This is a genomic window from Streptomyces sp. NPDC079141, assembly GCF_040686775.1.
Taxonomy (GTDB): domain Bacteria; phylum Actinomycetota; class Actinomycetes; order Streptomycetales; family Streptomycetaceae; genus Streptomyces.
Genome location: NZ_JBFBLP010000010.1, coordinates 71,631 through 85,508, shown reverse-complemented (window position 1 = coordinate 85,508; position 13,878 = coordinate 71,631). Strand labels below are relative to the sequence as shown.

9 protein-coding genes are annotated in these 13,878 nt (G+C 69.8%); 5 read left to right on the top strand and 4 right to left on the bottom strand.

The window, feature by feature from the left end:
• Positions 1-88 precede the first annotated feature (88 nt).
• Positions 89-889, bottom strand: coding sequence for an MIP/aquaporin family protein (locus tag AB0Q90_RS25745; RefSeq protein ID WP_363160854.1), 801 nt, complete (start codon positions 887-889; stop codon positions 89-91).
• A 339-nt stretch (positions 890-1,228) separates the two neighbouring features.
• Entirely contained in the window at positions 1,229-1,993 is a 765-nt protein-coding gene (locus AB0Q90_RS25740; protein WP_363160853.1) for an IclR family transcriptional regulator, read from the bottom strand.
• A gap of 323 nt (positions 1,994-2,316) precedes the next feature.
• Between AB0Q90_RS25740 and metH the strand changes: the two genes are divergently transcribed.
• The 4 genes from metH to AB0Q90_RS25720 all read left to right on the top strand — a co-directional run bounded on the left by metH (position 2,317) and on the right by AB0Q90_RS25720 (position 10,366).
• The gene (metH, locus tag AB0Q90_RS25735; RefSeq protein WP_363160852.1) at positions 2,317-5,829 is read left to right on the top strand and encodes a methionine synthase; all 3,513 of its coding nucleotides are present in this window, start codon (positions 2,317-2,319) and stop codon (positions 5,827-5,829) included.
• 161 nt (positions 5,830-5,990) lie between these two features.
• Positions 5,991-6,692, top strand: coding sequence for an HAD family phosphatase (locus tag AB0Q90_RS25730; protein WP_363160851.1), 702 nt, complete (start codon positions 5,991-5,993; stop codon positions 6,690-6,692).
• A 419-nt stretch (positions 6,693-7,111) separates the two neighbouring features.
• Entirely contained in the window at positions 7,112-8,716 is a 1,605-nt protein-coding gene (locus tag AB0Q90_RS25725; protein ID WP_363160850.1) for an ABC transporter substrate-binding protein, read from the top strand.
• A 69-nt stretch (positions 8,717-8,785) separates the two neighbouring features.
• Positions 8,786-10,366, top strand: coding sequence for an ABC transporter substrate-binding protein (locus AB0Q90_RS25720; protein ID WP_363160849.1), 1,581 nt, complete (start codon positions 8,786-8,788; stop codon positions 10,364-10,366).
• A 72-nt stretch (positions 10,367-10,438) separates the two neighbouring features.
• Here the strand turns inward: AB0Q90_RS25720 and AB0Q90_RS25715 are convergent, their stop codons facing one another.
• Together AB0Q90_RS25715 and AB0Q90_RS25710 are read right to left on the bottom strand one after the other, a co-directional pair.
• Positions 10,439-11,110, bottom strand: a complete 672-nt coding sequence (locus tag AB0Q90_RS25715) for a response regulator transcription factor (RefSeq protein WP_058926326.1) — start codon at positions 11,108-11,110, stop codon at positions 10,439-10,441.
• Between the two features lie 45 nt (positions 11,111-11,155).
• Positions 11,156-12,130, bottom strand: coding sequence for a RecB family exonuclease (locus AB0Q90_RS25710; protein ID WP_363160848.1), 975 nt, complete (start codon positions 12,128-12,130; stop codon positions 11,156-11,158).
• Positions 12,131-12,304: 174 nt separating this feature from the next.
• Here AB0Q90_RS25710 and AB0Q90_RS25705 point away from each other — a divergent pair, with 174 nt between their 5' ends.
• Complete coding sequence (locus AB0Q90_RS25705; RefSeq protein WP_363160847.1) at positions 12,305-13,855, top strand: site-2 protease family protein; 1,551 nt, start codon at positions 12,305-12,307, stop codon at positions 13,853-13,855.
• Positions 13,856-13,878: the final 23 nt, after the last annotated feature.

Sequence of the window (13,878 nt, the reverse complement as noted above, 5' to 3'; positions counted from 1 at the left end):
TAAGAGGCGATACGTACGGCGCGTGCTGTGCGGTTCGATGCTTTTTCAAGCGGCTGCCGGAAGCGCTCCGGCAGCACTTCGACGCTTCTTAAGCAAATGCGACGTTGTAGATGCCTGCAGCGATCGCCGCGCCGAGCAGCGGGCCGACCACCGGGACCCAGGCGTAGCCCCAGTCGGAGCCACCCTTGTTGGGCAGGGGCAGCAGGGCGTGCACGATGCGCGGACCGAGGTCACGGGCCGGGTTGATCGCGTAACCGGTCGGGCCGCCGAGGGACAGACCGATGCCGACCACGACGAGCGCGGTGATGAGCCCGCCGAGGATGCCGAGGCCGTCGCCGCCCGCGTTCAGGCCCTGCGTGAGGACGGCGAGCACCAGCACGATCGTGCCGATGACCTCCGTGGCCACGTTCTGCCAGGCGACCCGGATCTCCGGGCCGGTGGAGAAGATGCCGAGGACCGGGCCCGCACCCTTCTCCTGGGCCTCCACGGCCTTGGCCGAGGTGGCCTGCGCGCCCGGACCGCCGACGATTTCCTTGTCGGTGAGGTGGGCGTGGAACTGGCCGTAGTAGGTGATCCAGACCAGGGCCGCGCCGATCATGGCGCCGAGCAGCTGTCCGGCGAAGTAGGTGGGGACGTCGCCCCACTCGATGCCGTTGTCCTTGATCGCGAGCGCGAGCGTCACGGCCGGGTTGAGGTGGGCGCCGGAGAGCGGCGCGGAGGTGTAGACGGCCGTGAGTACGGCAAAACCCCACCCGAAGGTGATGGCGAGCCAACCGGCGTTGCGGGCCTTGGAGGCCTTCAGGGTGACAGCGGCGCAGACGCCGCCGCCGAGCAGGATGAGTATGGCGGTACCGATGGTCTCGCCGATGAAGATGTCGGAGCTGGACACCCGCGACTCCTTTGTCCTTCGTCCAGGGAAGCGCGAACCCCGGGTCCCTCCGGGAGTTCGAGCGCCCTCAGGGGGTGAGAGCGATGCCGGCCCTTGGCGTTGCCACACTCTAGCGCGTATTGCCGGTAGGTGTTCGACAATGCCGACCGATGGACGGGAGTCTTGCTCCGGCGTTACGGGTGCGTCAAGGGTTCTGTTATCGAAAGCACGATCGTTATTGATCGCTGTGAGTTATCGATCTTCGGTCGGTGGATTTGTCGAACTGGTCCCTTATGTCCACCTCAGGGTATGCCGAGGGCCGGAACGTCGTACGACGTCCCGGCCTTCTCTCACCCTTTTCTAGAACCGGCCGGCGCCCAGATCCCGTGACACCGCGCGGGCGCAGTCCCGCACCGCCGCGATCAGCTCGGGCCGCACCTCGCCGTCCCGGCACAGCCGTTCCACGGCGCCCGTGACCCCCACCGCGCCCACCGGCATCCGCCGCCGGTCGTGGATCGGGGCGGCCAGGGAGGCGACGCCCTCCCAGGTCTCCTCCACGTCCGCCGCGTAGCCACGCGCGCGCGTGATGTCGAGGAGATGCTCGAACTCCTCCAGCTCGAACACCGTGCGGTCGGTGAACGGCTTGCGGTCGGCCTCGATCACCTCGCTGTGCGCGACCGGGTCGTAGGCCGACAGCACCTTGCCCAGCGCCGTGGAGTGCAAGGGCTGCATGGCCCCTATCTCCAGGACCTGCCGGCTGTCGTCGGGGCGGAAGACGTGGTGCACGATCAGCACACCCTGCTGGTGCAGGACACCCAGATAGACGCTCTCGCCGCTGGAGCGGGCCAGATCGTCCGTCCAGACCAGTGCCCGCGCCCGCAGCTCGTGCACGTCCAGATAGGTGGTGCCAAGTCGCAGCAGCTCGGCGCCCAGCTGATAGCGGCCCGAGGTGTCGTCCTGCTCGACGAAGCCCTCCTGCTGGAGGGTGCGCAGAATGCCGTGCGCGGTGCCCTTGGCCAGGCCCAGGGCCGAGGCGATGTCCGACAGGCCGAGCCGTCGCTCGCCGCCCGCGAGGAGCCGCAGCATCGCGGCCGCCCGTTCGAGCGACTGGATGTTCCGTGCCATCGCCGTCCTGCCTCCGTCCCCATCGACCGCCGAACTCGACGTCGCTGCCGTTGTTCGGCAATGTCGAACACTACCGGTCGATGCCGACCAACCGCCAATGGTTGGCGGCGATCCGTTGCATCACACCGACCCACCGCGCAGGGTGGGCAGCGATCCCTTGCGTCACTCGTATCCCGCGGGTGACCTGCCCGTCATCCTCGTCCGCCCCGTGGACGCCCTGAACATCAGGTCCCGGTCCCGGCTACGCTGGCGGCGTGCGCCCACCGCGGAACGGACCGCAAGGGTGCAAAGCCGACAGCCGTCGCACCTCAGGGAGCCCATTCATGGCCTCGTTGCCACAGACCCCTTCCGCCGACAGCCGGACCCGTGTGTCCGCCCTCCGCGAGGCGCTCGCCACCCGTGTGGTGGTCGCCGACGGAGCCATGGGCACCATGCTCCAGGCCCAGGACCCCACTCTTGAGGACTTCGAGAACCTTGAGGGCTGCAACGAGATCCTGAACCTGACCCGGCCCGACATCGTCCGCTCCGTCCACGACGCGTACTTCGCGGTGGGCGTCGACTGCGTCGAGACCAACACCTTCGGAGCCAACCACACGGCCGCGGCGGAGTACGAGATCGCCGACCGGGTGCACGAGCTGTCCGAGGCCGGCGCCCGCATCGCCCGCGAGGTGGCCGACGAGTACGCCGCCCGCGACGGCCGGCAGCGCTGGGTACTGGGCTCCGTCGGCCCCGGCACCAAGCTGCCCACCCTCGGCCACGTCGGCTACGGCACGATCCGCGACGGCTACCAGGCCAACGCCGAGGGCCTGCTGGCCGGCGGCTCCGACGCCCTGATCGTCGAGACCACCCAGGACCTCCTGCAGACCAAGGCCTCCGTCCTCGGCGCCCGCCGCGCCATGGAGGCCACCGGCGTCGAGGTGCCCCTGCTGGTCTCCATGGCCTTCGAGACCACCGGCACCATGCTGCTCGGCTCCGAGATCGGCGCCGCGCTCACCGCCCTGGAGCCGCTCGGCATCGACATGATCGGCCTGAACTGCTCCACCGGCCCCGCCGAGATGAGCGAGCACCTGCGCTACCTCACCCGGCACTCCCGCATCCCACTGCTGTGCATGCCGAACGCGGGCCTGCCCATCCTCACCAAGGACGGCGCCCACTTCCCGCTCGGCCCCGAGGGCTTGGCGGACGCGCAGGAGAACTTCGTCCTCGACTACGGCCTGTCGCTGATCGGCGGCTGCTGCGGCACCACCCCCGAGCATCTGCGCCAGGTCGTCGAGCGCGCCCGCGCCCTCACCCCCGGCGAGCGCAACCCGCGCCCCGAGCCCGGCGCCGCCTCCCTCTACCAGACCGTCCCGTTCCGCCAGGACACCTCCTACCTCGCGATCGGCGAGCGCACCAACGCCAACGGCTCCAAGAAGTTCCGCGAGGCCATGCTGGAGGGCCGCTGGGACGACTGCGTCGAGATGGCCCGCGAGCAGATCCGCGAGGGCGCGCACATGCTCGACCTGTGCGTGGACTACGTCGGCCGCGACGGCGTCGCCGACATGGAGGAACTCGCCGGCCGCTTCGCCACCGCCTCCACCCTGCCGATCGTCCTGGACTCCACCGAGGTCGACGTCATCCAGGCCGGCCTGGAGAAGCTCGGCGGCCGCGCGGTCATCAACTCCGTCAACTACGAGGACGGCGACGGCCCCGAGTCCCGCTTCGCCAAGGTCACCAAGCTCGCCCAGGAGCACGGCGCCGCGCTCATCGCGCTGACCATCGACGAGGAGGGCCAGGCCCGCACCCCCGAGAAGAAGGTCGAGATCGCCGAACGGCTCATCGACGACCTGACCGGCAACTGGGGCATCCACGAGTCCGACATCCTCATCGACGCCCTGACCTTCACCATCTGCACCGGCCAGGAGGAGTCCCGGGGCGACGGCATCGCCACCATCGAGGCGATCCGCGAGCTCAAGCGCCGCCACCCGGACGTGCAGACCACCCTCGGTCTGTCCAACATCTCCTTCGGCCTCAACCCGGCCGCCCGCATCCTGCTCAACTCCGTCTTCCTCGACGAGTGCGTCAAGGCGGGCCTGGACTCGGCGATCGTGCACGCCTCCAAGATCCTGCCGATCGCCCGCTTCACCGAGGAAGAGGTCCAAACCGCCCTCGACCTCGTCTACGACCGCCGCGCCGAGGGCTACGACCCGCTGCAGAAGCTGATGGCCCTGTTCGAGGGCGCCACCGCCAAGTCGCTCAAGGCGGGCAAGGCCGAGGAACTGGCCGCCCTGCCGCTGGAGGAGCGCCTCAAGCGCCGCATCATCGACGGCGAGAAGAACGGCCTCGAAGCCGACCTCGACGACGCCCTGAAGGACCGCCCCGCCCTCGACATCGTCAACGAGACCCTCCTGGACGGCATGAAGGTCGTCGGCGAACTCTTCGGCTCCGGCCAGATGCAGCTGCCGTTCGTCCTGCAGTCCGCCGAGGTCATGAAGACCGCCGTCGCCTACCTCGAACCGCACATGGAGAAGTCGGACGCCGAGGGCAAGGGCACCATCGTGCTGGCCACCGTCCGCGGCGACGTCCACGACATCGGCAAGAACCTCGTCGACATCATCCTGTCCAACAACGGCTACAACGTGGTCAACCTCGGCATCAAGCAGCCGGTCTCCGCGATCCTGGACGCCGCCGAGGAGCACCGGGCCGACGTCATCGGCATGTCCGGGCTCCTGGTCAAGTCCACGGTGATCATGAAGGAGAACCTGGAGGAGCTCAACCAGCGCGGCCTGGCGGCGAATTACCCCGTCATCCTCGGCGGCGCCGCCCTGACCCGGGCCTACGTCGAACAGGACCTGCACGAGCTGTACGAGGGCGAAGTCCGCTACGCCCGCGACGCGTTCGAGGGCCTGCGCCTGATGGACGCCCTCATCGGCGTCAAGCGCGGCGTGCCCGGCGCCTCGCTGCCCGAGCTCAGGCAGCGCCGGGTGCGGGCCGCGACCGTGGCGGTCGAGGAGCGCCCGGAGGAGGGCCACGTCCGCTCCGACGTCGCCACCGACAACCCCCTGCCCACCCCGCCGTTCTGGGGCACCCGCGTCATCAAGGGCATCCAGCTCAAGGAGTACGCCAGCTGGCTGGACGAGGGCGCGCTGTTCAAGGGCCAGTGGGGTCTGAAGCAGGCCCGCACCGGTGAGGGCCCGACCTACGAGCAGCTCGTCGACTCCGAGGGCCGCCCGCGGCTGCGCGGCCTGCTGGACCGTCTGCAGACCGAGAACCTGCTGGAAGCGGCGGTCGTCTACGGCTACTTCCCGTGCGTGTCCAAGGACGACGACCTGATCATCCTGGACGAGCAGGGCAACGAGCGCACCCGCTTCACCTTCCCCCGCCAGCGCCGCGGCCGCCGGCTGTGCCTGGCCGACTTCTTCCGCCCGGAGGAGTCGGGCGAGACGGACGTCGTCGGCCTCCAGGTCGTCACCGTCGGCTCGCGCATCGGCGAGGAGACGGCCCGCATGTTCGAGGCCAACGCCTACCGCGACTACCTCGAACTGCACGGACTGTCCGTGCAGTTGGCCGAGGCGCTCGCCGAGTACTGGCACGCGCGCGTGCGTTCGGAACTGGGCTTCGCCGGTGAGGACCCGAGCGACATCGAGGACATGTTCGCCCTGAAGTACCGGGGCGCCCGCTTCTCCCTCGGCTACGGAGCCTGCCCCGACCTGGAGGACCGCGCCAAGATCGCCGAGCTGCTCCAGCCCGAGCGCATCGGCGTCCACCTCTCGGAGGAGTTCCAGCTGCACCCCGAGCAGTCCACGGACGCGATCGTGATCCACCACCCGGAGGCGAAGTACTTCAACGCGCGCTGAGGCGCGGTACGACCGCAGGTCGACCGTGACTCCCGTGTGCCCCGGGCGGCATCGGTTAAACAGGGCATTGCATCGCCGCACGACGTACACTTGTCGGTCCACCGCAGGCCGGTTCCCTTCATGGGAACCGGCCTGACCGTCCCTCAAGGAGGTGCGCCCGGATGACCAGCACGGTCCCCGCGCCAGTAACCCGTACGGCAGAAGGCTCAGCCCTCCAGGCCGTGCTCCTCGACATGGACGGAACCCTCGTGGACACCGAGGGCTTCTGGTGGGACGTCGAGGTCGAGATCTTCGCCGGTCTCGGACATGCCCTCGACGACTCCTGGCGCCATGTCGTGGTCGGCGGCCCGATGAGCCGCAGCGCGGGGTTCCTGATCGAGGCCACCGGCGCCGACATCACCCTCGCCGAACTCACGGTGCTGCTCAACGAGGGCTTCGAGGACCGCATCGGACGCGCCCTGCCGCTGATGCCGGGCGCCGCCCGGCTGCTGGCCGAGCTGGCCGCGTTCGAGATCCCCACCGCCCTGGTCTCCGCCTCGCACCGGCGCATCATCGACCGCGTCCTGACCTCGCTGGGCCCGCAGCACTTCGCGCTGACGGTGGCCGGCGACGAGGTGCCGCGCACCAAGCCGCACCCCGACCCGTATCTGTTCGCGGCGGCCGGGCTCGGCGTGGATCCGGCCAGATGCGCGGTCGTCGAGGACACCGCAACCGGTGTCGCGGCGGCCGAGGCGGCGGGCTGCCATGTCGTGGCGGTGCCCTCGGTGGCCCCCATCTCCCCGGCCCACCGGCGCACGGTCGTCGGCTCCCTGGAAGAGGTCGACCTGGCATTTCTGCGCGGCCTGATGACGGAAATGCGCTAGCCGTTCACCCAGCGTCGCAACCGCGATAACGCCGAATTCCGGTTCCACCGCCGGGAGTAATTCACTCCCCGGCGGATGGCCGAATTCCGGCAGTGCCCGAGTCGATCGCAGATGTGACGTTCCCCACCTTGCGCGGGCTCGACAGGCGCTCCGGCGTGTGCTGTTCACCCCGTTTCGAGCGGCGTCCACGTGCCCTTGTGTCCCGATTGGGCCGCCGCTGCACGAATCCTTCCGCTGTCGGTTTTTCGTAGTGTCCACACCCGGTTTCGCTGCGTGATGAGGGCTCAACTCCGGTGGCCGCGAACCGTCCTGCGGGCGCGGACTAATCTCGTCGCGAGAACATCCCCCTTACCCCCGTGGCTCGCCGCAACACCCATGCATGCCGGGTACACGGACGTGACAGCTGGAGAAACCCGCGCATGAACCGCAAGACTTTGGTGCTGCCGGCCGTCCTCGGTCTGCTCGCCCCGATCCTCGCTGCCTGTGGCGGATCGGACAGCGGCGGCGGCTCAGGTGACGCGATCGTCGTCGGTACCACGGACGCATTCGCCGTCTCCAGCGAAGGCCCCGCGCCGCTGGACCCCGCGTTCGCCTACGACGTCGGCACCTGGAACATCCTGCGCCAGACCGTGCAGACGCTGATGATCCAGCCGCGCGGCGAGGGCGACCCGGTGCCCGAGGCGGCCGAGAAGTGCGGCTTCACCGACACCGGCAACGAGCGCTACGTCTGCACCCTGCGCGAGGGCCTGACCTTCGCCGACGGCGACGCCGTCACCGCGGAGGACGTGAAGTACTCCATCGACCGCGCCCTCAAGCTGGAGGCCGACAGCGGCGTCTTCGCCCTGCTGTCCACCGTCGACACCGTCGAGACCAAGGGCGACCGCGAGGTCATCTTCCACCTCAAGACGGCCGACGCCACCTTCCCGTACAAGCTGTCCACGCCCGTCGCCGGCATCGTCGACCAGGACGACTACGCCAAGGACAAGCTGCGCGAGGGCTTCCAGGTCGACGGCTCCGGCCCCTACACCTTCGAGGCGGAGGAGAAGGGCGGCAAGCTCGTCAAGGCCGTCTTCACCAAGAACCCCTCGTACAAGGGCTCCTTGAAGGTCAACAACAGCAAGGTCGAGCTGCGCTCCTTCGCCGACGCCGACGCCATGGGCGCCGCCCTCGAAGACGGCGACATCGACCTGATGACCCGCACCATGTCGCCGGAGCAGATCCAGGACCTCGACACCGCAACCGACGGCAGCGTCGACCTCGTCGAGATGTCCGGCCTGGAGATCCGCTACCTGGCCTTCAACACCGACGCCCCGGCCGTCGAGAGCACGGCCGTGCGCCAGGCCATGGCCCAGGTCGTCGACCGCAGCGAGCTCGTCTCCAAGGTGTACGGCACCCAGGCCGAGCCCCTGTACTCGCTGGTGCCGGCCAGCCTGACCGGCCACTCCAACGCCTTCTTCAACAAGTACGGCGACCCCAGCGTCGCCAAGGCCCGGGCGCTGCTGACGCGGGCGAACATCACCACCCCGGTGAAGATGACGCTGCACTACACGACCGACCACTACGGCTCCGCCACCAAGAAGGAGTTCGAAATCCTTCAGCGGCAGCTCAACGACAGCGGCCTGTTCGACGTCAGCATCAAGGGCACCGAGTGGTCGGTCTTCCGCCCCGCCGAGCAGAAGGGCGAGTACGAGGTCTACGGCATGGGCTGGTTCCCGGACTTCCCCGACGCCGATAACTACCTCGCCCCCTTCCTCGACAAGGACAACTTCCTCGGCTCGCCGTACGCCAACAGCGAGATCCGCAACTCCCTCATCCCGGAGTCCCGCCGCGAGGCCGACCGGCAGTCCGCCGTCACCAGCCTGACGGAAATGCAGGACATCGTCGCCGAGGACGTCCCCGTGCTGCCGCTGTGGCAGGGCAAGCAGTACGTCGCCGCCCGCGACGACGTCACGGGCACCGCGTACGCCCTCAACTCCTCCTCCACTCTTCAGCTGTGGGAGCTCAGCCGTGGCGTGAGCGGCTGACGTCTCCCGTGCCGGGGCCCCGGGACGGCGGCCCCGCGATTTCCGAAACCCGAGACAAGGCACCTGCACGTGAACATGCGCTACCAGTGGCCGGTCCTGCCCGTCGTGGCAGGACTGGCCTCCGGCCTGTTGACCGGCTGCGGCACCGAGACCGGCGAATCCGGGAGCAACGGCTCCTCCGTGGTCATGGGGATGTCCGACGACGTCCTGGCCACCGACCCGGCCTCCGGCTACGACCCGGGCTCATGGCTGTTGTTCAACAACGTCTTCCAGTCACTCCTCGCCTTCCCCAAGGGCGGCACCGAGCCCGAGCCGGACGCCGCCGAGGAATGCGCCTTCACCGACACCCGGACCACGGTCTACAAGTGCACGCTGAAGGACGGCCTGAAGTTCAGCAACGGTGACGCGCTCACCTCGGAGGACGTCAAGTTCTCCTTCGACCGCACGCTGAAGATCGACGACGAGGCCGGCCCGGCCATCATGTTCCCGATGCTCGACAAGGTCGAGACTCCGGACGACAAGACGGTCGTCTTCAAGCTCAACACCCCGGACGCCACCTTCCCCAGCAAGATCGCCTCCGGTGCCGGCTCCATCGTCGACCACAAGCAGTACGACGCGGACGGCCTGCGCGAGGACGGCAAGGCCGTCGGCTCCGGCCCCTACAAGCTGGACTCGTTCAGCGACGACGAGGCCGTCTTCTCGGTCAACGAGAACTACAAGGGCACCGCCGAGGTCGTCAACAACGGCGTCACCCTGAAGTTCTTCCACGACGACCGCGCCGCCCTGAAGACCGCCCTGACCGACGGCAGGATCGACATCGCCTACCGCGGTCTCAGCGCCGCCGACATCGCCGAGATCGAGCAGGCCGACCCCGACTCCGGCGTCGAGATCGTCGAGGGCACCAGCGCCGAGGTCCAGCACCTGGTCTTCAACATGAACGACCCGGTCGCCGGACAGCTCGGCGTCCGCAAGGCGATGGCCTACCTGATCGACCGCGACGCCCTCATCAAGGACGTCTACCAGGGCACCGCCACCCCCCTGTACTCGATCATCCCGGCCGGTATCGGCGGCCACAACACGGCCTTCTTCGACACCTACGGCGCCCGCCCCTCCAAGGCCAAGGCCGCCGCAGCGCTGAACGCCGACGGCATCACCGGCAAGGTCGAGCTGACCCTGTGGTCCACGCCCTCGCGCTACGGCCCCGCCACCGACCAGGCACTCAAGGCCATCGCCGGACAGCTCAACGCCAGCGGCCTGTTCGCCGCCGAGGTCAAGTCCGTCGCCTTCGACCAGTACGAGAAGGACGTCGCCGCCGGCAAGTACGGCGTCTACGTCAAGGGCTGGGTGCCGGACTACCCGGACGCCGACAACTTCACCGCGCCCTTCTTCGGCGAAGGCAACGTGCTGGACAACAACTACAGCAACGACTCCATCACCGGCACGCTGATCCCGCGCACCGCCGCCCAGAGCGACCGCACCGCCACGGACGACGACTACGCCCAGCTCCAGGACATCGTCGCCAAGGAACTCCCCGTACTGCCCGTCTGGCAGGCCAAGCAGTACGCGGTCGTCCGCGACAACGTCTACGGCCTGGAGTACTGCCTCGACGCCTCCACCGTGTTCCGGTTCTGGGAGCTCAGCAAGGGCTGAGCCGCCGCACACAGCAAAGGGCGCCCGCTTCCCTCAAGGAAGCGGGCGCCCTCGCGCTGCTACTGCTGCCGCCTACTGCGCGCCGGGACGCACCAGCCCGCTCTCGTAGGCGTACACCGCGGCCTGCACCCGGTCCCGCAGCCCCAGCTTCGTCAGCACATGCCCCACATGCGTCTTCACGGTCGTCTCGCTGACGAACAGATCCGCCGCGATCTCCGCGTTGGACAGCCCCCGCGCCACCAGCTTCAGCACCTCCACCTCACGCTCGGTGAGCGTGTGCAGCGTGTCCGGGACCGGCTCGTCACCGGAGGGCAGATGCGTCGCGTACTTGTCCAGCAGCCGACGGGTGATGCTCGGCGCGAGCATCGCCTCACCCGCGGCCACCACCCGGATCGCCTGCACCAGCTCGTTGGCCGGGGCGTCCTTCAGCAGGAACCCGCTGGCCCCCGCCCTCAGCGCCTCCACCACATACTCGTCGAGATCGAAGGTCGTCAGCACCAGCACCTTCGCCGGGCCGTCCCGCCCGGGCCCGGTGATCTGCCGGGTCGCCTCCACGCCGTCCATCCGCGGCATGCGGATGTCCATCAGAACCACATCGGGCTGCAGCGCCCGCACCTGGTCGAGAGCCTGAAGGCCGTCTCCGGCCTCGCCCACGACCGCAAGATCCTGCTCCGCCTCCAGGATCATCCGGAAGCCGGTACGCAGCAGCGGCTGGTCGTCGACCAGTAGGACGCGGATGGCCACGTAAGTCTCCTTCGCTAGTCCGGCCCCATTCTGCCCTGCGCGCCCTCACCCGACTCGGCCGCCCTCCCCACCCTCGGCCGCAGTCTCCCCGGCCGCCCGCACCGGCAGCGGATACGGCGGGGGAGTACCGCCGAACTCCGGACAGTGCGCCTGGTGATCGCACCACCCGCACAGCTTCGTCGGCCGCGGTCGCCAGTCACCCGTCTCCGTCGCCAGCCGGATCGCCTCCCACAGCGCCAGCAGCTTGCGCTCCACCCGCTCCAGGTCGGCCAGGACCGGGTCGTACGTGAGCACGTCACCGCTGCCCAGATACACCAGCTGCAGACGCCGGGGGACCACCTGCTTCAGCCGCCACACGACCAGCGCGTAGAACTTCATCTGGAACAGCGCACCCTCGGCGTACTCGGGCCGCGGAGCCTTGCCCGTCTTGTAGTCGACGATCCGCACCTCACCCGTCGGCGCGACATCCACCCGGTCGATGATCCCGCGCAGCCGCAGCCCCGACTCCAGCTCCGCCTCCACGAACAGCTCCCGCTCGGCCGGCTCCAGCCGGGTCGGATCCTCCAGCGTGAACCACCGCTCCACCAGCTGCTCGGCCTCACCCAGCCAGCGCGCCAGCCGCTCGCCCTCGGGATCGTCGGCGAACAGCTCCACGACCTCCGGCCTGCTCTCCCGCAGCCGCTCCCACTGACCGGGCACCAGCGCCCTGGCCCGGGGCGCGGTCCGCTCGGCCGCCGGGGCGTCGAACAGCCGCTCCAGCACCGCATGCACCAAGGTGCCCCGCGTCGCCGCCTCGCTCGGCTTCTCGGGCAGCCGGTCGATCACCCGGAACCGGTACAGCAACGGGCACTGCATGAAGTCACCGGCACGCGAAGGCGACAGCGAGGCCGGCGCCACGGCCACGGCCACGGCACCCGCCACCGGCACCGCCTGCTCCGCCGCCCCGGCAGCCACCACCTGCTCCGCGTCCACGACACCACCGCTGCGGGCCGCCGCCGCGCCCTCCGTGCTCGTCTCCATGCCCACAGACCTTACGGCCCGCCACTGACAGTGACCCCCGACCGGTCCGCAACGGCCCCACGGCAGGCGAACACAGGGGGTGCCGGGGCGGAACGCATAGCGACGGACGCATACCATCGACCCGAGACCCTTCCGCCCGGCAGGCGCGGAAGACGCTTCGAACGAGGGGACACCGTGGACGAGAGCGGCGCGAGCGGGCAGCCGCGGTCCGGCAACGAGGAATCGGACCGGCGTCACACAGGGCCTGCGGCCCCGGCCGCCGACCCCGTGCGCACCGACGCGGACCGGCCCCGCCCCCAACCGACCGACGACGCCCCCGCGCAACAGCCCACGGACCAGGGGCAGTTCACCGACGGGGCGGCCGCCGACACCACGGACGGCCCGGAAGAACACGAGCCCCGGCCGCAAGCCGACGACACCAACGACGACGCCCCGCACACCCCCGAAAAAACCACCCCGGACGCCCCCGACACCGACCGCAAGCCGGCCGCGGACCACCCCGCCCCCACCGCAGGCGACCGCACCCTCGCCCACTCCGGCCTGGCCAAGGGACGCCCGCCCCAGCGACCCCCGGAGACCCGCGGCGGACTCCTCATGGGCCGCCCCTTCGGCGTACCCGTCTACGTGGCCCCCAGCTGGTTCCTCGTCGCCGCCCTCATCACCTGGGTGTTCGGCGGCCAGCTCGACCGCGTACTGCCCGAACTCGGCGCCGCCCGCTACCTCGTCTCCCTCTTCTTCGCGGTCGCCTTCTACGCCTCCGTCCTCGTCCACGAACTCGCCCACACCGTCGCCGCCCTCCGCTTCAAACTCCCCGTCCGCCGCATCCAGCTCCAGTTCTTCGGCGGCGTCTCCGAGATCGAGAAGGAGTCCGACACCCCCGGCCGCGAATTCGTGCTCGCCTTCGTCGGCCCGCTGCTCTCCCTCGTCCTCGCCGGCGTCTTCTACGCCGCCATGCAGACCGTCGAACCCGGCACCGTCCCCGGCGTCCTGCTGGCCGGCCTGATGATCTCCAACCTCATCGTCGCCGCCTTCAACCTGCTGCCCGGCCTGCCCCTCGACGGCGGCCGCATGCTCCGCGCCGTCGTCTGGAAGATCACCGGCAAGCCCATGAGCGGCACCATCGCCGCCGCCTGGGTCGGCCGCGCCCTCGCCGTCTCCGTCCTCATCGGCCTCCCCCTGCTCACCCAGTCCGGAGCCCTCGGCTCCAACGCCGAGGACAACGTCGGCATGGACACCGTCATGGACGCCCTGCTGGCCGCCATCCTCGCCGCGATCATCTGGACCGGCGCCGGCAACAGCCTCCGCATGGCCCGACTGCGCGAACACCTGCCCGAACTGCGCGCCCGCACCCTCACCCGCCGCGCCGTCCCCGTCGAGACCGACACCCCGCTCTCCGAAGCCCTGCGCCGCGCCAACGCCGCCGGCGCCCGCGCCCTGGTCGTCGTGGACGCCGACGGCGCCCCCCTCTCCCTCGTCCGCGAGGCCGCCATCGTCGGAGTCCCCGAACACCGCCGCCCCTGGGTCGCCGTCAGCGGCCTCGCCCAGGACCTCACCGAAGGCATGCGCGTCTCCGCGGAACTCGCCGGCGAAGACCTCCTCGACGCCCTCAGGGCCACCCCCGCCACCGAATACCTCGTCGTCGAGGAGACCGGCGAGATCTACGGCGTCCTGTCGGCAGCAGACGTCGAGCGGGCCTTCGTGAAGGCAATGGCCCGGCCCTCCTGATGGTCGGCGACCCCCGCAAACCC